The organism is Gordonia sp. NPDC003422, assembly GCF_053588675.1.
In genome coordinates this window covers 78,990-100,147 of the sequence record NZ_JBSFQL010000005.1, presented here as the reverse complement: position 1 = coordinate 100,147, position 21,158 = coordinate 78,990, and the positions used below count along the sequence as shown (strand labels likewise).

General features: G+C 67.3%; 19 protein-coding genes. 12 read left to right on the top strand and 7 right to left on the bottom strand.

What is annotated here, in order from left to right; translation table 11 throughout:
* Nucleotides 1-37 precede the first annotated feature (37 nt).
* On the top strand, nucleotides 38-586 hold the full coding sequence (locus tag ACWDTF_RS06360) for a PaaI family thioesterase (RefSeq protein WP_240862045.1): 549 nt from the start codon (nucleotides 38-40) through the stop codon (nucleotides 584-586).
* A 295-nt stretch (nucleotides 587-881) separates the two neighbouring features.
* Here the strand turns inward: ACWDTF_RS06360 and radA are convergent, their stop codons facing one another.
* Both radA and ACWDTF_RS06350 read right to left on the bottom strand, forming a co-directional pair.
* Nucleotides 882-2,261 carry a DNA repair protein RadA gene (radA, locus tag ACWDTF_RS06355; protein WP_240862762.1) on the bottom strand — a complete coding sequence of 460 codons (1,380 nt, stop codon included), beginning with the start codon at nucleotides 2,259-2,261 and terminating at the stop codon, nucleotides 882-884.
* 55 nt (nucleotides 2,262-2,316) lie between these two features.
* Nucleotides 2,317-3,081 carry a hypothetical protein gene (locus ACWDTF_RS06350; protein ID WP_355273472.1) on the bottom strand — a complete coding sequence of 255 codons (765 nt, stop codon included), beginning with the start codon at nucleotides 3,079-3,081 and terminating at the stop codon, nucleotides 2,317-2,319.
* A 306-nt stretch (nucleotides 3,082-3,387) separates the two neighbouring features.
* Between ACWDTF_RS06350 and ACWDTF_RS06345 the strand changes: the two genes are divergently transcribed.
* The 5 genes from ACWDTF_RS06345 to rlmB are packed head-to-tail and all read left to right on the top strand — an operon-like array spanning nucleotide 3,388 to nucleotide 7,398.
* Nucleotides 3,388-3,876 (top strand): CarD family transcriptional regulator, encoded by a 489-nt coding sequence (locus ACWDTF_RS06345; protein ID WP_240862766.1) that lies wholly within the window; start codon nucleotides 3,388-3,390, stop codon nucleotides 3,874-3,876.
* Between the two features lie 4 nt (nucleotides 3,877-3,880).
* Complete coding sequence (gene ispD / locus ACWDTF_RS06340; RefSeq protein ID WP_240862767.1) at nucleotides 3,881-4,570, top strand: 2-C-methyl-D-erythritol 4-phosphate cytidylyltransferase; 690 nt, start codon at nucleotides 3,881-3,883, stop codon at nucleotides 4,568-4,570.
* Complete coding sequence (ispF, locus tag ACWDTF_RS06335) at nucleotides 4,567-5,025, top strand: 2-C-methyl-D-erythritol 2,4-cyclodiphosphate synthase (RefSeq protein WP_240862769.1); 459 nt, start codon at nucleotides 4,567-4,569, stop codon at nucleotides 5,023-5,025. The genes ispD and ispF overlap by 4 nt, the downstream gene beginning before the upstream one ends.
* Before the next feature lie 22 nt (nucleotides 5,026-5,047).
* Entirely contained in the window at nucleotides 5,048-6,439 is a 1,392-nt protein-coding gene (gene cysS / locus ACWDTF_RS06330) for a cysteine--tRNA ligase (RefSeq protein WP_240862771.1), read from the top strand.
* Nucleotides 6,439-7,398, top strand: coding sequence for a 23S rRNA (guanosine(2251)-2'-O)-methyltransferase RlmB (rlmB, locus tag ACWDTF_RS06325; RefSeq protein ID WP_240862773.1), 960 nt, complete (start codon nucleotides 6,439-6,441; stop codon nucleotides 7,396-7,398). Before cysS ends, rlmB begins: the two co-directional genes overlap by 1 nt.
* A gap of 6 nt (nucleotides 7,399-7,404) precedes the next feature.
* Here the strand turns inward: rlmB and ACWDTF_RS06320 are convergent, their stop codons facing one another.
* Nucleotides 7,405-8,166, bottom strand: a complete 762-nt coding sequence (locus tag ACWDTF_RS06320; protein ID WP_449754131.1) for a 5-oxoprolinase subunit PxpA — start codon at nucleotides 8,164-8,166, stop codon at nucleotides 7,405-7,407.
* A 130-nt stretch (nucleotides 8,167-8,296) separates the two neighbouring features.
* Between ACWDTF_RS06320 and ACWDTF_RS06315 the strand changes: the two genes are divergently transcribed.
* Nucleotides 8,297-9,874, top strand: coding sequence for a carboxylesterase/lipase family protein (locus ACWDTF_RS06315; protein ID WP_355273480.1), 1,578 nt, complete (start codon nucleotides 8,297-8,299; stop codon nucleotides 9,872-9,874).
* Nucleotides 9,875-9,880: 6 nt separating this feature from the next.
* On the opposite strand, the gene ACWDTF_RS06310 is transcribed toward ACWDTF_RS06315, so the two are convergent.
* Complete coding sequence (locus tag ACWDTF_RS06310; protein ID WP_240862779.1) at nucleotides 9,881-10,681, bottom strand: alpha/beta fold hydrolase; 801 nt, start codon at nucleotides 10,679-10,681, stop codon at nucleotides 9,881-9,883.
* A gap of 236 nt (nucleotides 10,682-10,917) precedes the next feature.
* Between ACWDTF_RS06310 and ACWDTF_RS06305 the strand changes: the two genes are divergently transcribed.
* Genes ACWDTF_RS06305 through ACWDTF_RS06290 form a run of 4 tightly spaced genes read left to right on the top strand, consistent with a single transcriptional unit; the run spans nucleotide 10,918 to nucleotide 17,588 of the window.
* Nucleotides 10,918-12,870 (top strand): hypothetical protein, encoded by a 1,953-nt coding sequence (locus ACWDTF_RS06305; protein WP_449754130.1) that lies wholly within the window; start codon nucleotides 10,918-10,920, stop codon nucleotides 12,868-12,870.
* Between the two features lie 25 nt (nucleotides 12,871-12,895).
* Nucleotides 12,896-14,416: a hypothetical protein gene (locus tag ACWDTF_RS06300; RefSeq protein ID WP_433258032.1), complete on the top strand. Its 1,521-nt coding sequence runs from the start codon at nucleotides 12,896-12,898 to the stop codon at nucleotides 14,414-14,416.
* Nucleotides 14,413-15,915, top strand: a complete 1,503-nt coding sequence (locus tag ACWDTF_RS06295) for a glycosyltransferase (RefSeq protein ID WP_355273488.1) — start codon at nucleotides 14,413-14,415, stop codon at nucleotides 15,913-15,915. Before ACWDTF_RS06300 ends, ACWDTF_RS06295 begins: the two co-directional genes overlap by 4 nt.
* Nucleotides 15,912-17,588 carry an ArnT family glycosyltransferase gene (locus ACWDTF_RS06290; protein ID WP_449754129.1) on the top strand — a complete coding sequence of 559 codons (1,677 nt, stop codon included), beginning with the start codon at nucleotides 15,912-15,914 and terminating at the stop codon, nucleotides 17,586-17,588. Before ACWDTF_RS06295 ends, ACWDTF_RS06290 begins: the two co-directional genes overlap by 4 nt.
* Before the next feature lie 19 nt (nucleotides 17,589-17,607).
* Here ACWDTF_RS06290 and ACWDTF_RS06285 read toward each other — a convergent pair whose 3' ends face one another.
* A complete protein-coding gene (locus ACWDTF_RS06285; protein WP_449754128.1) occupies nucleotides 17,608-18,741 on the bottom strand; it encodes a beta-mannosidase in 1,134 nt (377 codons plus the stop codon).
* 33 nt (nucleotides 18,742-18,774) lie between these two features.
* Between ACWDTF_RS06285 and ACWDTF_RS06280 the strand changes: the two genes are divergently transcribed.
* The gene (locus ACWDTF_RS06280) at nucleotides 18,775-19,269 is read left to right on the top strand and encodes a DUF2599 domain-containing protein (protein ID WP_449754127.1); all 495 of its coding nucleotides are present in this window, start codon (nucleotides 18,775-18,777) and stop codon (nucleotides 19,267-19,269) included.
* A gap of 56 nt (nucleotides 19,270-19,325) precedes the next feature.
* Here ACWDTF_RS06280 and ACWDTF_RS06275 read toward each other — a convergent pair whose 3' ends face one another.
* Both ACWDTF_RS06275 and ACWDTF_RS06270 read right to left on the bottom strand, forming a co-directional pair.
* A complete protein-coding gene (locus ACWDTF_RS06275; RefSeq protein ID WP_449754126.1) occupies nucleotides 19,326-19,880 on the bottom strand; it encodes a TetR/AcrR family transcriptional regulator in 555 nt (184 codons plus the stop codon).
* The gene (locus tag ACWDTF_RS06270; RefSeq protein ID WP_449754125.1) at nucleotides 19,877-21,118 is read right to left on the bottom strand and encodes a cytochrome P450; all 1,242 of its coding nucleotides are present in this window, start codon (nucleotides 21,116-21,118) and stop codon (nucleotides 19,877-19,879) included. The genes ACWDTF_RS06275 and ACWDTF_RS06270 overlap by 4 nt, the downstream gene beginning before the upstream one ends.
* Nucleotides 21,119-21,158 lie beyond the last annotated feature (40 nt).

Here is a 21,158-nt window from a genome sequence, read left to right as displayed (position 1 = left end):
TGTGTCGATGCGAGTTACCGCACTAGGGTATCGGGACGTGAACACTCCATTCGTGGTGCCTGCCGACCTGGAACCCCTCGAGCGCCACCCGAAGGCCGTTTCGCCGGGCGAATCGATCGGCCGCCACAACCCCGCGTGCTTCGGCTGCGGACCGGATTCGCCGCGGGGACTGCACCTCGACGTCCGTGCCGGCGAGGGTTTCACGGCGTCGGCGTCGATGCACGTCGAGCCGTGGATGGAAGGCGGTCCCGGCATCATGCACGGCGGACTGGTGAGCAGTGCATTCGACGAGGTGATGGTGAAGGTGCCGATGCTGGTGGACCCTGCGACGGTGACCGCGCACCTCGAGGTGAACTTCCGCGCCCCGATTCCGGTGGGGTCGACGCTGACCGTCGAGGCGACGCTGCTCGGCCGGCAGCGCCGCAAGGTGTACGCCGAGGGCATCGCGCACCTCGGCGACCCCGACCGTCCCGTCGCGTACGGGAAGGCGATGTTCGTGGCCATCAACGCCCGCGAACACTTCGCCGATCACGTCCACAAGAGCCAGATGGACGACGATTTGAAGGATCGGATGTCGCGGCCGTAGTTGTCGGTTCCGCCGCCCTCGTTGACCTGCGGAAATGAGCCAGCGTCCTGCCCGCAAAATCTAGGGGAAGGGTTTCTTCCGCGGGTTTCATAGTCGTCCGCGAGAATTTTCTGGGGGAGGACTCCAAGGTTAGGGGACGAAGTTTCTTCCCCGACTTTTTGTGGGCGCCGGCCCACCCCCCGCCGCCACCGTCGGCTATCTGTACGCCACAGCCCGACCACGTGCACTGTGCATCTGACTCGGCTCCCAGGTACATATTTCCGCAGTTCAGGAGGCCGAAGGCAGTACGTTTCGCTCAGAACGGCGCGTCGACGACTTTGCGCTTCGCGGCGTCCTGCGCTTGTTGAAGGTTGCCGACCTTGGAGATGCGGATGCCGCTCGGCAACTTCTCGTCGGTGCCGACCGGAATGATCGCGTGGGTGAAACCGAGCCGCTTCGCCTCGGCGATCCGGCGCCCGACCGCGGACACCCGGCGCACCTCGCCGGCCAGGCCGACCTCGCCGATGGCGACCGTCGTGTTGGGAATCGGCTTGCCGTCCATGGCGGAACTGACGGCCAGCGCGATGGCGAGATCGCCGGCCGGTTCGGTCACCCGCATCCCGCCGACGGTGGCGACGTAGATCTCGTTCTTGGCGATGGCCTCGATCTTGGCGCGGCTCTGCAGCACGGCCAGCACCATCGCGACCCGGGCCGAGTCGAGCCCCGACACCGCACGCCGCGGCGTGGCCATCTGAGATCCGTTGGCCAGCGACTGTACTTCGCCGACCAGGGGTCGCTTGCCGTCCATGGTGACCAGCGTGGCGGTGCCACTCACCGTCGAATCACGTTGGTGCAAGAAGATTCCGGACGGATCGGTGACCTGGTGGATGCCATCGTCGCGCTGCTCGAAACAGCCCACCTCGTCGGCCGCACCGAACCGATTCTTGATACCGCGCACCATGCGCAGCGTCGAATGCCGGTCGCCTTCGAAGCTCAGCACGACGTCGACGAGATGCTCGAGTGAGCGAGGTCCGGCGACCGCGCCGTCCTTGGTGACGTGCCCGACGAGGATGACGGCGATTCCGCGGTTCTTCGCCAGCGACACCAGAGCCGTTGTGACGGAACGGATCTGGGTTACTCCGCCGGTGACGCCGTCGGCGCCGGTGGCCACGACCGTCTGTACCGAGTCGACGATCATCAGCGACGGTCGGACCGCGTCGACGTGGCCGAGAATGGTCGCGAGATCGGATTCGGCCGCGAGATAGACGTTTTCGTGTACAGCGCCCGTGCGTTCGGCCCGCATACGCACCTGCCCGGCCGACTCCTCGCCGGTGATGTAGAGCGCCGTACGACCTTGCCGGGCCCAGTGTTTGACGGCTTCGAGCAGCAGCGTCGACTTGCCGACGCCCGGCTCGCCGGCGAGGAGGATCACCGATCCGGGAACCACGCCGCGCCCGAGTACGCGGTCGAACTCGCCGATGCCGGTGGCCACCGCGGCCGACGATGCGGAATCGATCTCCGTAATGCGACGGGCGGGACTGCTTGGTGCGACGGCAGCGGTGGTCGAGGTGCTCGACGGCAGTGCCGTCACTTCGTCGACGGAACCCCATTCGCCGCAATCCGGGCACCGGCCAACCCATTTGGCGACTTGATGCCCGCACGCGCTGCAGCGGTAGGTGTTCTTCGGCTTGGCCACAGGTGTCAGGGTAGGCAATCGGACCGACAGTCGGCCGACGTCACGGCCGGGAAGGTCAGTGACCGCCCTCGGGGTGAGCGCCCTCGGTGCTGCTGGGGGAACCGGTCTCATGGCCGCCCTCGTGGTGCTCACCCTCGGCGGCATGCTCGTCGCCGTGGACGTTGTGTTCTTCGGCAGGGACCTCGGCGGAGTACGCCGCACCCTTACGCGCGTACCCGGGGTCGGTGTCGACCGGTGTGAGAACTTCCTTGCTGCCGGCATCAACCCAGGCGCCGTCGGCGTTCTTGATCTCGAAGACGAAAGTGAGATTGGTGGTCAGGCCGGCCGCGACCGACTTACCGGCGCCATTGAGCGTCGCCTTGATCCGGCTCTCCTTGGTCGCACGTTCGGCGACGTCCTCGGTCAGTCCCACGGGACTGCCGGCGCGCAGAGCGATCTCGGGCGTGATCTCGAGCTGCGGCCCGGCGGCGGGCGACAGCGTGACGGTGCCGCCCTGCGGAGCCTTGATCTCCTTGAGCCGGTAGTACTCGGTCGGATTGTTGCTGCTGATGACGAAGGACAGCTCGAACGGCCCACCCGCGGCGAAGACCTCGTCGGCCTTGTCGTTGGGGTAGATGATCTGGACGTTGCGCAGCGTCAGCGACAGGTGATTCGCATTGGCGCCGTTGACGGCCGGAAGTTGATTGGCGGTCTGCGAGGTCTGGCCCGCGCCACACCCGGTGACACCGAGGGCGACGGCGGCGCCGAGCGCTGCGATCGCTGCCGCGAGGCGAGTCCGCGTACGTACCGACCGACGTGCGGATTGTGGAAGCACTGACACCCGTTCCTCCCAGGTCAACGAAGCCAACTGCGCGGGTTGCGAACCCTGCACTACGCAGCGTAGTGGGCGCGGGTCGGAAAAGTCCGCCGGGGTGCCGTTTTGGTCCCGGGAAAGCACTCCGCAAAGCTGTCGTCCACACCGCGAAATGGTGGGTGTTGCGTTGTGGGTCACGGCCTGCTAAGGACAGGCTCACTACCTCGCAAAACGCCGTGGACACCATGCGTTCAGGGCGTTGACCTGCACCGTTGTCTACAGCCCCTCGAACGCCCGTGCTAGACTGGCGATACTCGAAAGGGGCAAGGAACATTGAATTTCAAAGTTGGCGACACCGTCGTTTACCCCCATCACGGTGCTGCCCGGGTCGAAGACATCGTGACCCGGACCATCAAGGGTGAGCAGATCGAATACCTTGTTCTCAAGGTTGCCGACGGTGACATGACCGTTCAGATTCCCTCCACCAAGCTCGAATACGTCGGTGTTCGCGACGTCGTCGGCGCAGAGGGTCTCGACGAGGTTTTCCAGGTGCTCCGCGCTCCGCACACCGAAGAACCCACCAACTGGGCACGCCGATTCAAGGCGAACCAGGAGAAGCTGATCTCGGGCGACATCATCAAGGTCGCCGAGATCGTTCGCGACCTGTGGCGTCGCGAGCAGGACCGCGGCCTGTCCGCGGGTGAGAAGCGCATGCTGACGCGCGCCCGCCGGGTGCTCGTCGACGAGCTGTCGCTGGCACAGAACACCGACGACGAGAAGGCGACCAGCATTCTCGACGAGGTTCTCGCCGCCGCATCCTGACGCGTTGCCGATCAACGTTGGTGTGATCGTCCCGGCGGCCGGATCGGGGACGCGGCTCGGTGAGCCGGTCCCCAAGGCGTTCGTCGACCTCGGCGGTGCGTCGATCTTGGAGACGTGTGTGTCTGGGGTCGTGGCTGCCGATGTGGCCGAGCGGATCGTCGTGGTGGTCCCGTCGGAGTTGGTCGACGAGGCGCGCGATCTGGTGCCCGAGGCGATCGTCGTCGCGGGTGGCGCGCACCGGTCGGACTCGGTCCGGGCGGGACTCGCCGCCGTCGACTCCGACATCGTCCTGGTGCACGACGCGGCTCGTCCGCTCACCCCACCCGCGGTGTTCAACCGTGTCGTGGCGGCGGTGCTCGCCGGTCATCCCGCCGTCGTGCCCGGGCTTCCGGTGGCCGACACGCTCAAGCAGATCGACGTCTCGCCGCCAACCGAGCCGGGCGTCGAACGCGTCGCCCACACCGTCGACCGTGAGCTTCTGCGTGCGATCCAGACACCACAGGGGTTCACCCGTGACGCGCTGGTGCGTGCGCATGCCGACGACTCCGGCCTGGCCACCGACGACGCCGGACTGGCCGAGCGGTGCGGGATCGACGTGCACGTGGTCCCCGGGGACCCGCTCGCCATGAAGATCACCACTGGCTGGGATCTGCGCATCGCGCGGGACATCATCGCCGAGGGAGGACGCTTGTGAGGGTCGGGATCGGGTCGGACGCACACCGCGTCGACGAGGACGCCGACTGCTGGATGGTCGGTCTGCACTTCCCCGACACGCCCGGCTGCGAGGGGCATTCCGACGGTGACGTCGGCGCGCACGCGCTGTGCGACGCTGTGCTCTCGGCGGCCGGTCTCGGCGACGTGGGTTCGGTATTCGGTACCGGTCGCCCGGAATGGGCGGGGGTGTCGGGTGTCGCCATGCTCCAACACGTGCGTCACCTGGTCACCGAGGCCGGGTTGCGCGTCGTCAATGGCGCGGTGCAGGTGATCGGCAATCGGCCCAAGATCGGGCCGCGTCGAGACGAAGCCCAGCGGGTGCTGTCGGAGGCGCTGGGGGCGCCGGTATCGGTGTCGGCGACCACCACAGACGGTCTGGGCATGACCGGTCGGGGTGAGGGTGTGGCCGCGGTGGCAACGGCGCTGGTCGAGTGAACGACCTGTAAGATCGCACGTCGTGACCCTGCGCCTGTTTGACACCGCCACGCGAGAGGTGCGCGACTTCGTGCCGCTGCACCCCGGACAGGCGTCGGTGTACCTGTGTGGCGCGACGGTGCAGGGCGTTCCCCACATCGGGCATGTGCGCAGCGGTATCGCTTTCGACGTGCTCCGACGGTGGCTCGAGTATTCCGGGCTCGACGTGCTCTTCGTCCGGAACGTCACCGACATCGAGGACAAGATCCTGCGCAAGGCCGCCGACGCCGGCCGGCCTTGGTGGGAATGGGCGACGACGCACGAGCGTGCGTTCACGCAGGCCTACGACGCACTTGGCGTACTGCCGCCCTCGGGTGAACCGCGGGCCACCGGGTTCGTGACACAGATGGTCGAGTACATGGAACGGCTCATCGAACGCGGGCATGCGTACGCGGCCGACGGCAACGTCTACTTCGACGTACTGAGCCTGCCCGATTACGGTTCGCTGTCCGGGCACAAGCTCGACGACGTGCATCAGGGCGAGAGCGCGGGCACCGGCAAGCGGGACCCCCGCGACTTCACGCTGTGGAAGGCCGAGAAGCCCGGCGAGCCGTCGTGGCCGACGCCATGGGGCCGCGGCCGGCCGGGCTGGCACCTGGAATGCTCCGCGATGGCCACCGGACTTCTCGGGCCCGAGTTCGACATCCATTGCGGCGGAATGGATCTCATCTTCCCGCACCACGAGAACGAGCTCGCGCAGGCGCATGGCGCGGGTGATCCGTTCGCGCGGTTCTGGATGCACAACGGTTGGGTCACCATGGGCGGCGAGAAGATGAGCAAGTCGCTGGGCAACGTTGTGTCGATCCCGGCCATGCTCGAACGGGTGCGGGCTGTCGAACTGCGCTACTACCTCGGCAGCGCCCACTACCGGTCGATGCTGGAGTACTCCGACGGCGCGCTCACCGAGGCGGCTGCCGGTTACCGTCGTATCGAGTCGTTCGTGGAGCGGGTGGCCGCCCGGGTCGGCGAGGTGACGATCGGCGAGATCGAACCCGAGTTCGCGGCGGCCCTCGACGACGATCTCGGTGTGCCGGCCGCACTTGCCGTGGTGCACAACGCGGTTCGGCAAGGTAACACCGCACTCGAATCCGGGGATGGCGCAACCGCATTGGCGGCCGCGTCGTCGGTGCGGGCGATGACGGGAATCCTCGGGGTGGACCCGCTCGATCCGCTGTGGGCGTCGGATGGCGACGATTCGGCCGCCACCGCGGCGCTCGACGTCCTCGTCCGTGCCGAACTCCAGCGCCGTGCCGATGCGCGGGCCGCCAAGGACTGGTCGACGGCGGACGCCGTTCGCGACCGCCTCGCCGAGGCGGGTGTCGAGGTGACCGACACCCCGGACGGGGCGCAATGGGCTCTCAAGGGTGAAGGCTGATGGCGGGTAATTCCAAACGTAAAGGCGCAGTTCGCAAGTCGGGCTCGAAGAAGGGCCAGACGGTGGGCTCGGGTGGGCAGCGTCGTCGCGGACTCGAGGGTCGGGGTGCCACCCCGAAAGCCGTCGACCGTCCATACCATCCGGCGCACAAACGCGCCAAGGCCGCCACGAAGACGCCCGCCGGGCGCGGTGGGGGGGCGCGGCGCAAGGACGAGGGCGGCCCCGAGTACGTGCTAGGCCGAAACCCCGTGCTGGAGTGTCTGCGTGCCGGGGTGCCCGCGACAGCGCTCTATGTGGCAACAAATTCCGAGCCCGATGATCGGGTCGCGGAGTCGGTCAAGATGGCCGCCGACGCGGGCATATCGATCCTGGAGGTCGGCAAGCCGGAACTGGATCGGTTGTCGGCCAACGGATTACACCAGGGCGTCGCTCTGCAGGTGCCCGAGTATCAATATGCCCATCCCGACGATCTGATGGCGCAGGCGCAATCGAGCGGTGCCCCGGCGCTGCTGGTTGCGCTCGACAACATCACCGACCCGCGCAATCTCGGTGCGGTGATCCGGTCGGTCGCCGCCTTCGGTGGTCAGGGGGTGCTCATCCCGGCCCGTCGAAGTGCCAGCGTCACCGCGGTGGCCTGGCGCACCAGCGCCGGTGCGGCAGCACGACTTCCCGTCGCCCAGGCGACGAATCTGACTCGCACGCTTAAGGATTGGGCCGCTTCGGGCGCGCAGCTGGTGGGGCTCGACGCCGACGGCGACGTCACCCTGGACGACTACGACGGCACCGGTCCGACGGTCATCGTGGTGGGTTCCGAAGGCAAGGGGCTGTCGCGGCTGGTCCGCGAGAGTTGCGATTCGATCCTGTCGATCCCGATGGCCGGCGACGTCGAAAGCCTCAACGCGTCCGTCGCCGCCGGCGTCGTGCTCGCCGAGTTCGCACGCCAACGACGTCAGGCCTGACGCCGGTCAGGAAGCGCTGATCGCGATGTCCGCGTCGGCCAGCGCGGCCCGCACGGCGCGAGCGTGCACGACGGACCCGGGGGTGTCGCCGTGTAAGCAGATTGATTGCGCTGCAACGGATATCGAACTCCCGTCGATCGCGGTGAGCCGACCGTCGAGCGTCAACTCGACCACTCGTTTGGCAATCTCGGCGCTGTCGGAGAGCACTGCGCCCGGCTCGGAACGCGGAACGAGGGTCCCGTCGGGGCGGTAGGCGCGGTCGGCGAAGGCCTCCAGGATGACCGGCAACCCGGCCCGTTCGGCACGGCCGATCACTTCCGCACCTGGCAAACCCATCACCGCGAGTCCGGGACCGGCGGCGGCGATCGCGGTGACCACGGCCTGCGCCTGCTGCTCGTGGTGGACGATCGTGTTGTACAGCGCGCCGTGCGGCTTCACGTATGACACCTTCGCACCCACGGAACGCGCGATCGCCTCGAGGGCTCCGATCTGATAGATGAGGTCGGCGATGAGGTCGCCGGCGTCGATGTCGAGGAAGCGTCGTCCGAATCCGGCGCGGTCGGGGTAGGACGCCTGGGCGCCGATCCGAACACCCGCCGCTGCCGCCGCACGACAGGTCGCGAGGATGTCGCTGGGATTGCCGGCATGGAATCCGCATGCGACGTTGGCGCTGGTGACGATCTCGACCATCGCCGCGTCGTCGCCGACACCTTCGCCGAGGTCGGCGTTGAGGTCGATGCTCGAGACGGATCCCGGTCGGCGACTCATGGGAACAGTCTAGTTTGCGCCCGGTCAACGGTTTGGGACGCCCAGTCAACGATTTGGGACGCACGGTCAACGAGGGAGGGGGCACACGGGGTGGACCACGCAATGGGACGTTTGGTCTACCGTGTGTCTTATGACATTGCTCGATAGCAAGGTGACAACGACCAACGGCATCGTTGCCGGTGCGCGGGGCAAGCGCACACGGCGCGGAACCATCAGCTGGCGAGGGATTCCGTTTGCCGCGCCGCCGGTCGGCGCGAAGCGGTTCCGCGCACCGGAGCCGGCACCGGCGTGGCCGGGGGTGCGGGATTGCACGCAACTCGGCAAGGCCGCGATCCAGGAGAAGCGGTTCACCGCGGTCGCTCCCGGCAAGTTCGCGCCGATGGGTGAGGACTGCCTGTCGCTCAACGTGTTCTCGCCGGAGGAGTCGTCGTCGACGCCGCGACCGGTGATGGTGTTCATCCATGGCGGCGCCTTCATCCTCGGAACCGCGGCCACCCCGCTCTACGACGGTTCGTTCCTGGCCCGGTCGCGCGACGTGATCGTCGTGACCGTCCAGTACCGATTCGGTCCGTTCGGCCTGCTCGACTTCGGGGCCTACGCCACCGACGACCGGCCGTTCGACGTCAACTGCGGGCTCCGCGATCAGGTGGCCGCCCTGGAGTGGGTGCGCGACAACATCGCGGCCTTCGGTGGCGACCCGGCCCAGGTCACCGTCTTCGGTGAGAGCGCAGGCGGGTCGTCGGTGCTCTCGCTTCTGTCCACGCCGGCAGCCGCCGGGCTGTTCTCGCATGCGATCGCCCAGAGCCCCGCCGCCGAGCTGGCCGTGGAACAGAACGAGGCGCGGATCTACGCCGACGAGTACCTGCGCCTCCTGCGCGACCCGCAGCACCGGAGCGCCGGAGTCGAGCGCACCGAAGCGCCCATCGACCCCGAGGAAGCGCAGCGGCTGCTGTCGCGGGCCAACCCGGCCGAACTCCTGCGCGCGGGCGACCGACTGATGAAGTTCACCGTGCAGACCGGTGCGCCCGACCCCATCCCGTTCTGTCCTGTCGTCGACGGTGAGTATTTTCCGCGTTCACCGCTGGCCGCAGCACGCGCGGGCACGACTCTCCCGGTCCCGCTCATCATCGGTACCAATCGTGAAGAGGGCCAGCTCTTCGCCAAGCTGTGGAACGTCATGCCGGATTCCGAGAAGGCACTGATGCGGATCACCGACGACGAAACCCGTCGCGACCTCGCAGCGCTCTACCAGGGTGGCGACCGTGATCTGCTCCGGCTGGCCGGCGACGCCATCTTCTGGGCTCCGATGACCGCGTTCGCCGACGGTCACAGTGCCGTCGCCCCGACCTACGTGTACCGCTACGACTTCGAGCCGGCCGTGCTGCGGACGACGGGCTTCGGCGCGACTCATGCCACCGAACTGTTCGCCGTGTTCGGCGCCTACCGAGCGCCCATGGGCGCAGGACTCGCGGTGGGCTCCTGGAAGTCGACCGGCCGGGTGATCGACGACGTGCAGTCGCGATGGGTCAGCTTCGCCCGGACCGGCGATCCCGGCGTGGGCTGGCCGGCCTACCGCACCGACGATCGCAAGGTGCTCGTGATCAACGATCCCGACCGCGTGGTCACCGACCCCGACGCCCAGCGTCGGGACGCGTGGTCGAAGGCGCACAACCCGGCCGTGCCCGACCAGAGTGAGCGAGTGAGCTGATTCGGGTCAGGGCCGCCACACGGCAGGCGGGTCGGCGGTCAGGAACGACGACACGAGCGGGTTGAACAGCTCAGGTGCCTCGACGGGCAGGATGTGTGTGCCCGGCAGAATCGCGAGCCGACCGTTCGGTAGCGTCCGGGCGAGTTTCAGGCTGTGTTCGAGGCTCACGACGCCGCGGTCGGCGGCAATCACCAGCGTGGGAGCGGTGACCTCGGAGAAGCGTTCGACATCGAAGTCGGGTTCGTCGCCGAGCCACTGCACCAGTTTGTCGAACACGACCGGGAAGTGCGACGGGCCGTCGGGCGACATGGTGTCGTAGTCGGTCCGCAAGAACTCGACGATGTCGGGTCGTCGGCTGCGCACCCGTTCGAGGAACTCGTCGTCGTCGCGTCCCCGGCCGTCGACATAGTTTCCGAAGAGGACCATGCGGTTGACGAGGTCGGGTCGTTCGCGGGCGACGAGCAGAGCCACGACCGCACCGTCGGCCCAGCCGACGAGATGCGCCGGCGCCCCGACCACACCGTCGAGATACTCGATGGTCTGATCGACCAGAGCCGCAAAGGAATACAGGCCGGCGGTGTCTGGGCTGTGGCCGTGACCGCTGCGTTCGGGCACGTAGACCTGCATGCCGTCGGCGAGTAGCCCCGCGATCTGTGCGCCCCAGGTCGACGCCGCTGCGAAGGCCCCGTGCAGCAGGACGGTCGGGGCCCCGTGACGGTCGCCGTCGTGGAAATGCCAGATCACCTGGCCGCCGACCGAGACGTACTCGCCGCCGTCGATTCGATCCCCGACATGCACCTGGGACATCTGTGTTCTCGTCCTACCTTGTCTTGCTTCTGGGGCCGTAAACGATCGATCGCGCAAGCGCCATCGTGTCAGACATTGTCTCGGCAAGGGGAAACAGTTGTGACTCGAATCCGCAACGGCGTCTCGGAAGAGGAATCGCCGCCCCAATAGCCGCGTGCGGGGCTGTTTGCTCCACTAACTTTGGAGGTCGGGGATACGAATGCGCACTACCGGGGGCCTATCCGAAGGGTGGTCTGATGCAGCGGTGGCCGACAGCGCACCTTGCCCGTGTGTTCGTGATCCTGCTGGTCGGCATGCTTATCGGTTCGCCGTTGATTGCGCCGCAACTGTCTCCTCGAGCAGGTGCGGCACCCGGTGATCCGCCACCGCCGATGAGTCTGCGCGACGTCGGGTCGTCGTCGACCATCACGTTCGTGGGGCAGCAGGGGGCGGTCAGTCTGTCGCTGCCGGTCCCGGAGAACCTGACGCCCAGCGAGATCCGCGGCACCGCGCAGCTGCCCGCCTTCGTCACCGGTGGCAGCGTCGACGTGATGCAGGGCGACCGGCTGCTCTCCCGCAATCCGATCCCGTCGACCCCGAACGCGCCGATCACCCTGTCGTTGCGGGGTGTCCGGGTCGACCGCCATGCCGCCGACATCGTGTTGCGCTCCTATCTGCGGGCCGACGGTTTCTGCCAGTTCGACCCCGCCAACGCCTTCCGCATCGTCAACTCGACGCTGACCTACACCGGTCGGGAACAGCGCCCGACGGCGGTTGCCGACTTCCTGCCGCCCGTCTTGCGCAAGCTGACGATCTATGTGCCCGATGACGTGCAGCAGGCGGAAGGTGCTGCCGCGGTGAACCTTGCGACCGCGGTGGTCGCCAATTACGGCTCGGCACCGGTGGCCGTGGAGACGCGCTCGTTGCCGCGGAACAACCTGGTCCCGGCCACCCCCGTCGGACCACTCGAACGTCAAGTGGTGATCAGCACGTCGGCCCCGGCCGGGCTCAGCCTGCGCGACGGGCCCGGCTGGCCGTTCCTGCAGATCGGCGGGCCGGCGCAGGATCTCCTCGCGCAAGTGCAGTTCCTCGGCTCCGACCTCTCGTCGATCGCGATGAGCTCGTCCGCGGTGGCCGGGCCGCTGCGCAATGCGCCGCAGTTGGCGCCGCAGGTGCAGACCCTGGCCGACCTCGGTGTCGGTGATCAGTTGGTGACGTCGAGCGCGTGGCCGACCGTCTCCTTCGGGATCGACCAGACCCGGCTCGGCCGACCGTCGCACAACGTGCGGGTCCAACTGGTCGGCTCCTACAGTTACGGCGGCGACTCTGCCGGTCAGCTCTCGGTTCGGGTCGGCAACCGCGTGATCGACTCCTGGGCCGCCGGCTCGTCGGGCGCCTACAACCGCTGGGTCGACATTCCCGACGGCGTGCTCAGCCGCTTCACCCAGGTCGTCGTCGCCTACACGCGGTCCGGGGTGCCCGAGGCGTGCGGAAACGGCACTCGGGGTTCGCTGAGCCTCGACTCGTCGGGCGAGGTGACCTCCGACGCCGCGGATCCGCCGGTCCCGGCCGGATTCCAGTCGCTCCCACAGTCGTTGATGCCGCGAACCCAGCTCGCCTGGACCAAGGGCGACGTCGGCGACGTGGCGCGCGCGGTGGCGATCATGACCGGGATGCAGCGCATGTCGGCGATCCCGCTCGGCGTCGACGTGGTGTCGATCTCCGACGCCACGGGTGCGCAGTCACCGGCGATCCTGATCGCCGCCGACGGGCAGGGCCTGCCGGATCTGGACCTCCCGGTCACCTCCGACGGCAGCACCATCACCGTGACCAACACGGCGGGGCAGACGTCGCAGGTCACGCTGACGCCGGCCACCCGGTACGGAACATTGCAGGTGGCGCGCGACGACGACCGCACCGTCCTCGTCGCAACCTCCACCGACGACACGGCCGACCTCGACGCGATCCTGGCGTGGCTCGGCGACGATCCGGACCGCTGGGCGGCGATGTCCGGCGACGCGGTGTTGCAGGTCGCCGACCGTGAGCCGGTGTTCGTCACCGTCGACGACGCCGTGCCGCCGTCGGAGTCCTCGGATTCCGGGCTGTCGAAGACGGCGGCCGCGGCGGTGGCGGTGGGTGCCCTGTGCGCTGCGGGAGCGGTGGCGGCGATCATCGTCGTGGGCCGGAGACGGCGAGGGAGACAGGGGTGACGGGAGCAGGGGCGACGGGGTCGCGATGACCGTCACCGAAAAGTCCTTCGCGTCGCATCACCGCCCGACGATCGCGGAGTGGACGAGTGCACATCCGGGCTGGACCGTCGTGATCCGGTGGTCAGTGTTGCTGGCGCTGACCGGGATTGCGTTCTGGAACACGATCGTGGCGATCGTCGAGGAGATGTACGCGCAGACACTCATCGGCTATGTGCCGATTCTCCTTCTCCTGTGCGCCATAGCTGCCATCGGTGTGTCCTGGCGGCGTCATCTCGAGCCGCCGATCTACGACCGCCAGACCGACGTGATTGTCGGGCTCATCGTGCTGTCGCAGGCGATCGTCATCAAATACCTTGTGACTCCGCGTTATTCGCAGGCCTACCTCACTGCCCACATGGATCTGCTGGCACTGTGGGTCTTTGTGCTCGGGGCGGCGATCATGATGTTCGGTCTGCGTCCGGTCGCACGGTATCGGTGGGTGTGGTTGATCTTTCTGGCCATCTGGCCGATCCCGACCCGGGTCATCGTTCTGACGCTGGGTGGCTCGTCGTTTGCCGAGGGCGCCGTCACGGTCCTCTACGCCGCCGGTGCGACAGCGATCGCGGTGGGCCGTACGTGGCGGCGTGCTGCGGCCGGGGCCGCGATGACGATGGCCGTCGGCCTCGTGACGCTCGTCGGCGCGGTCGCGGTCGGCGGCTCGCGCATCTCGATGGTCACCATCCCGGCGTTGGCGGCCGCACTGGCCACGTCGACCGTCATGTACATCGACTACCGCCATCGCGGCGGGCATCCGTGGTCGCCGCTCGGGCGGGATGTGTTGCCGCCGACGCTCAAGCAGGTGGGCCGGCCCGGCGTGGTCGTGGTGCTGGCGGCAGCGTGTCTGGCGTTCATCCCGGTTCCGCCGGTAGGGACGTGGCCGTCCGCGTACATCGCGGGTATGCCGATCGGGCAGCCGCAGGTGATGCCGCCCGGTTGGCGTCAAGAGTCCATCACGCGATATGACTGGGTCACACGACTTTACGGACCCGAGTCGGTTCTGATCAGGCAGGCCGTGGTGCAGTCGCGCGGCGACGTCGCCTACGACAAACAGGGCCGGCCGCGGCGGGTGATGGTCGACAGCGTCGACACCGAACGTCCACTGGCACTTGAGGTGTACCCCTACATCTTTCGCTACGACCTCGTCGGTGACCGCTTCAGTCCGGCGGTGGAGGTGAAGCTTCCCGAGGGGGTGCGGTCGTGGATCTGGACCGTCGTCGACGACGTCCGCTACCTGACCTACACCGTGCTGTCCTGGTGGTGGAACAACGGCGACCGCACCCAGCAGATGATGCTGTGGTCGGTGGACAATCATGAGCCCGACGCTCGATTCCCGGCGCCGGAGATGACCGTTACGGCCAACCTCAACACGATGTTCACGGTGATGTTCCGCGGTAACGCCGTGATCCAGGCGGTCGACCAGCCCACCAAGGACCGTGATCTGCTGGTGTCGCTCGGTACCGCTCTGGTGACCGCGCAGGCCGATGCCGCCGCACGGAGTGCGACATGACCCCACGTGGCGACCTGGCCCGCGTCACTCGACCCCAGCGCGATGTGGCGGAGCTGCTCGCCGACCCCGACTATCGGGCGGCGGCCTTGGAAGACGCGGTCGGCCGGTTACGCGAGGCCGACGTCGATCGGTCGGCGTCGGTGCCGTTCAACCGAATACAGAAGGTGATCGGCGCTGTTCTGGCCACGGTGTCCGTGGTGGCGCTGGTGTTCTTCACGGTCCCCGCGCTCGCGACCTTCGTGTCGATTGCGACCATCGTGTACGTCGTCACCATCCTCGATCGGTTGGTGATCTTTCGTCGTGGTCTGGTCAACGGCGCGATCGGCGTGACCGACGAGCAGGCCCGGTCGCTGGCCGACGACGACCTACCGCCCTATACCGTTCTCGTGCCCGCCTACGGTGAGCCCGAGGTGGTCGGCGATCTGATCGCGGCGGTCGAGTCCATCGAGTATCCGCGCGACAAGCTGCAGGTGTTGTTGCTCCTGGAGGAAGATGACCAACCGACGATCGACGCGGCGCGGGCGGTCGAGGCGGGTGGCCTGGTCACCGTTGTGCTCACACCGCCGGCGCAGCCACGCACCAAGCCCAAGGCGTGCAACTACGGACTGCACTTCGCGACCGGCGACATCGTCACCATCTTCGACGCGGAGGACAAGCCCGACCCGCTCCAATTACGCAGGGCCGTATACGTTTTCACCACCATCGGCGACGACTCCGTGGTGTGTGTGCAGGGCAAGCTCAGCTTCCACAACTCGCGCGACAACATCCTCACCGAATGGTTCACCGCCGACTACGGCATCTGGTTCGGCTTCCTGCTGCCCGGGATGATGGTGAGCCGGGCGCCGATCCCGTTGGGCGGCACGTCGAATCACTTCAAGCGTGACGTGCTCGACCAGATCGGCGCGTGGGACCCGTTCAACGTCACCGAGGATGCCGACCTCGGCGTCCGGATCGCCGACTCGGGCTACCGCACCGCCGTGCTGGATTCGGTGACGCTGGAGGAAGCCAACGTCGATGCGATCAACTGGGTCAGGCAGCGCTCGCGGTGGTACAAGGGGTATCTGCAGACTTGGCTGGTGCACATGCGCCATCCGGTTCGGCTGTGGCGAATACTCGGCGCGATGGCGTGGTTGCGGTTCACGCTGCTGATTGCGGGAACTCCGCTGATCGCGTGCGTCAACATGCTGTTCTGGCTGATCATGCTGTTGTGGATCGCGGGGCAGCCACCGGTGGTCGCCGAGTTGTTCCCGGGCCCGATCTACTACTTGTCGTTGCTGTCGCTGATCTTCGGCAACGGCGCGGTGATCTACATGAATCTCATCGCGATCCGCGAGAACGGTCGCAGTGATCTGGTGGTGTCGGCCCTGCTGGTCCCGGCGTATTGGGTCCTGATGAGTGTGGCCGCGATCAAGGGCGTGTGGCAGATCCTGGTCAATCCGTCGTACTGGGAAAAGACATTTCACGGTTTGTCAGAGTCCAATAAAGGCACGTCCAAATGAGGCGCGCCTCGCGTGGTCCGGGACTGGCCATCTTCGCTGCGACATTCGTGTTGTATCTCGCTGTCGGGGTGTATCTGGCCTCGGGCCTGCATGTGTACGTGGGTGATTCGCTGTCACGGGTGCAGTCTGCACAGAGTGTGCTGTTCAGCCGAGACCCACACCTGGCCGCGATCGGTTTCATCTTCACCCCGCTGACCGCGATCGTGCAGTTGCCGTTGACCGCGCTCACGCCATGGTGGCCGGAGCTCACCACGGAGGCGATCTCGGCGGCGGTGATGTCGGCCGCGTTCATGGCGGGATCGGTGGTCCAGATCTCCGGTGTGGCCCGCGACCGCGGATTGCCCGGGTGGATGGGCGGTCTCATCACCGTCTGCTACGCCATCAACCCGATGATCGTCTTCTACGGCGCCAACGGGATGAGCGAGGCTCCCTATCTGTTCTTCCTCGCGTGGGCATCGCGACGCCTGATCCGCTGGGTCGACACCGACGACGTGCACGAACTCGTTGTCGCCGCAATGGCATTGGGATTCGGGTATCTGACCAGATACGACGGTGGCGCCGCCACGATGGCCGCCGCGCTGCTGGTCGGGTTGGTGTCGTTCCGGCGGGCCGAGAAGGTCGGGACACCGCCCTCGACGCGGTGGTACCGCACCATTCTCGATGTCGGGTTGGTGGTGCTGCCCAGTGCGGTGGCCTTCGTCGGCTGGGCACTGACGAGTTGGCTCATCACCGGAAACGCCTTCGCACAGTTCAGCTCCGAGTACGGCAACGCGAGCATCATCGAGCAGTCCGGGGGAAGCGGCTCGGACACCGCCGAAGCGGCCCTGCGGTTCTCGATGACGGAGCTGGCGATCCTGGCGCCGCTGTTCCCGCTGTTGCTCGTCGCGGTTGTCGTCACCCGGGCGACGCGGCGCCGTCTCTACCCCTTGCTCCCGACGGTGTTGCTGATCGGTGCGGTGCTCGCCTTCCAGATCCTCAGTTACAGTCGCGGTTCCACCTTCGGTTTCCTGCGGTTCTACATCACGGTGATCGCGCTCGCGGCGATCGTGGCCCTGCTCGCGGTGCCGGCCCGTCGGACGGCTCCGGTCCGCCGGCCCGGTGTGTACGCGGCGATGCCGGTGGTCGAGTCCCGGCGACGGCCGGTGACCATCATGGGAATCGCGGCCGTGGTGACCATGCTGGTGGCCATCCCGGTCACCGCGTGGGGAATGACCTCGCCCAAGTATGCGCCGCAGGAGTTCGCCCTGACCGCGGTGGTGGCGCCGCGGCCCGACTCCACCGAGCGCAAACACCTTGACGCCCAACGGGTCCTGCGCTCCTTCTCCACCGAACGGGCGCTGGCGCAGTACCTGGACAGCCTCGACCTCCCAGAGGGCAGCGTGCTGTGCGACACCGTGTACGGATTCGCGGTGGTGGTGGCGTCCACCCGGCCCAAACAGTTTGTGATCCCGTCGGATCAGGATTTCACCACCATCCTCAACGACCCGGCCGCGCATGGTGTCCAGTATCTCCTGTCGGTGCCCAACGAGGGCCGGGGAAGCGCCGACGCCCTCAACATCCGGTACCCGACCCTGTACGACAACGGTTCTCAGATATCGGTGCTCGTTCTCGAAGCCCGCAACGATGGCGCGAATCTCCCTGACTGGCGGATCTATCGAGTGATCCCGCGATGAGCTCGCCTTCTGCGACGCATCACTTCACCGTGTCGGCGACCACTTGCCAAGCCGGGTCGATCGGCCCGATGTCGTAGGTGCACTCCGACGTTCGGGGGTCGGGCACGAATGCCCAGAGCAGGGCGGCCGCTGTCCCGTCGGACCGTTGGCTCGTGATGAGTTGCCGGAACCGTGCCGCCCGCGCGTCGAGCTTCAGGCAGGATCCGGCCTTGATGCCGATTTCGTTGACCACCAGGGGTTTACCGATCTCTCGCGATTGCCGGATGCGGGCGGGCAGGTTGCTGCCGTGCGGGCCCGACTCGTCGACCGCGGACAGGTAGTCGTGGAAGTCGAGGACGTCGACGCCGGGGGAGCGGCCGACGGTCACGTAGTCGCGGCCGGCGGTACCGCACTGGTCGCCGCCGACGAGGCCGGAGAAGATCGGACGATTCGGATCCAGCGTCCGCAACTGCGCGCCCGCGTCGTCGAAGAACTGGCGCAGCACGCGGGCCGCGTTGGCGGGGCATCTGCGCTGCTGCCAGTCGCACGATGCGCCGCACACGCTGGGTTCCGGTTCGCCGACGAGTTCCCAACCGGCGATGGTCTTTTCGCCATGCCACCGGTTGACGGCAGTTTCAAGCCACTTCGAGTACGTCAAATTGCCTGCGCTGGGCGTGGTGCGCCAGCCGGAGACGTACCACGCATGCTCCTTGAAAACCTCGTCCTCACAGGCGCCTTCGCCACTCGTCAGAACCGGAAGCACCATCTGGCCGTGCCGCGCGGCCGCTGTGAACACCGCGTCGAGCGGCGCGAAGTTGAGCAGGCCGGTACGTTTGTCGACCGCGAACGAGGCGTAAAGGTTGAACCGGGTGAGCGACCGCTGCGGGAGTCGGCCGAAATAACTGTCGAGGTCGACTGCCGCACCGCAGCCGCGATTGACCGCCCAGTCGGTGCCGAGTTGGTAGGCGTTGAAACCGGTCGGCCACCACGCTTTTCCGTCGAGCAGAAGGCCCGTGGGGGTGGTCTCGACCCGCGAGGGCCGCTGACCCGTGCTGGTGCTCTCCGGGGCAGTGCGCTTCGAGGTCGACGAGCATGCCGTCATGAGCACGGCGGTGAGCACCGCAACGCCGATCAACACCGATGCCCGGAGCAGGGGGCCGCGACGCGTCGTCACAGCGCAAGACTACGCGCCACTACTGTGCACGGTATGGCGATTTCCTTCGCGCGGTTCGGGTGCGGGGCCGCAGTGGCCGCGGTCCTGCTTGTCGGTGCCATCGGCTGCGGATCGGATGATGGTGACAGGGCGCCGTCGTCGACGGCCCTCCAAAGCACGTCGTCGACGCCGCTGAGCACCTCGATCCCGCCGGCACCGACGAGTACCGTCACCTATCGTCCGCCCTACATCGACCACGTCGAATGGGTACAGACCGATGTCGGTCCGAGTCTGCAGGTGCACCCGACCACGTCGGGCAGGTACACGACCGACGAATCCGCGATGGCGCAGGCGTGGTCGGAGGTCGTGCGCCTCGACGCGTCGGCGAACAGCCCGGGTATGCAGGCGCAGTTCGACTGCCACTGGCGATTCGCACGCATCGTCGACCCGGAGAAGGCGAGCTGGAATCTCGAGCCGCGGCGGCCCGTCGTCGACGAGCAGACCATGATCGACACCCGCTGCAATCCCGGTTTCGCCGAAGAGAACTGACGGTTCCGCAAGTGGTTGCCATCGCGCTCGGAAAGCGAGTGCGATGGCAACCGGAATCAGGTGAGGATCACGGGCAGCACGAAGCGGCGGATGAGGGCTTCCTCGTTGTCGGGGTCCGGGTCGGTGAGCAGCGACACGATGACACGCACGAGCCACTGCGCGCGCAGGGCGCGCTCCGCATCGGTAACGCCCAGGTCCTGCAGGAACGACCCGGCGATCGATTCGATGGCCGGTGACAGCAGGGCAAGTCTGGTCGACGTGCCGGCGGCGTCGGGGGTGAACCAGGCCAGGAGTGCGGGGTCGGCGCGGACCCCGGTCAGCGCCGTGGTGATGGCGGCGGTGAGACGGTCGGCCGGACCGCCGATCTCCCGAATCTGCTCGGCGATCGACTCGGCCACGCGCGTTGCTGCGCGGTCGACGTAGGCGGCGTGCAGTTCCTGTTTGCCGGGGAAGTAGCGGTACAGCGTCGCTCGGGAGCACCCCACCGCTGAGGCGAGGTCGCGCATGGTGACCGATGCGACGCCGCGTGCCGCGAAGAGTTCCTCGGCGACGTCGAGGATGCGCCCGGCCGCGAGTTCGGCGCGCTCGTCGGTCAGCCAGCCGGTACTCATCGACCTGCCGGGTAGAACGGCACAAACGTGGGTCGGCGAACGTAGTTACCTGCTGCCCAACGAATTCCGTCGGAGTCCACAGCGAAACCCGGATACCGTCGGAGCAACTCGGTGAGCGCTGTCCGAGCCTGCATGCGGGCAGCAGCGGCGCCGAGACAGTGGTGATTGCCATGGCTGAAGGTCAGGATGTTTCGGGGTCGGCGGTCGATGTCGAGGACCTCGGCGTCGGGGCCGTAGGCGGCGGGATCACGATTGGCCGCGGCATAGCAGAGCAGGACCTTGCGCCCGGCCGGGATGGTGACGGTCCGCCCGGCGTCCGCGCCCGGCAAGGTCACCTCGCGCGTTGTCGTTCGCGCGAGGTTCTGGACCGGTGAGGTGAGCCGGAGCAACTCGTTCACGGCGTCAGGGATCAGTGTCTCGTCGTCGATGAGGCGGGCGCGCTGATCGGGGTTGCGATGCAGAAGGTCGACGCTGCCGCCGAGCATGCCGGTGGTGGTGTCGTTGCCGCCGGCGACCATCGTGAAGGTGAACGCAAGGATGGACAGGAGACCGGGCGGGTCGTCGGCGAGGCCGGCGGCCACCAGGTGCGAGACGGTGTCGTCGGCCGGATGCTCGCGGCGGTGCTCGATGAGCCCGGTGAAGTAGCCGAGCATGTCCATGGTCGCGGCGCCCGCCTGCGCCTCGGTGCCTGAATTGTCGAAGTTGCCGGTGGTGGCGCCGACTATGGCATCGGTCCAGCCGTCGAACTGCGATCGATCCGACTCCGGTACGCCCAGGTAGTGCGCGACCACCATGCTGGGCAGCGGTTTGAAGAGTTCGCCGACGATGTCGGCGGGTGCCGACCCCGAGTCGTCGATCCGGTCGAGTCGTTCGCGGACGAAGTCGCGGACCTGCGGTTCTAGCGTTGTGACCTGGCGTGGCGTGAATCCGCGCGACACGAGCCGACGGAACTGTGTGTGCACCGGCGGGTCGGTCATCACCATCGGTGGGTTGTCGGCCATCCCGATCGCCTCGAGTTCGCCATAGGCCACCGTGAGTCCGTCCGACGAGGAGAACGTCGCCGGATCCGACGCTGCCGCGATGACATCGGCGTGGCGCGTGAGCACCCAGTAATCGCCATCGTCGACGTGATGGACCGGCGATTGCGACCGGAGCTGTGCGTACATCTCGAAGGGGTCGGCCCAGGTCGTGCCGGACCGCAGCACAAACACGGGCCGATGAGACGTCTGAGTCCTCATGTAGCCAATATGAGACACTTGTCGAAAAGTGTCAATCTTC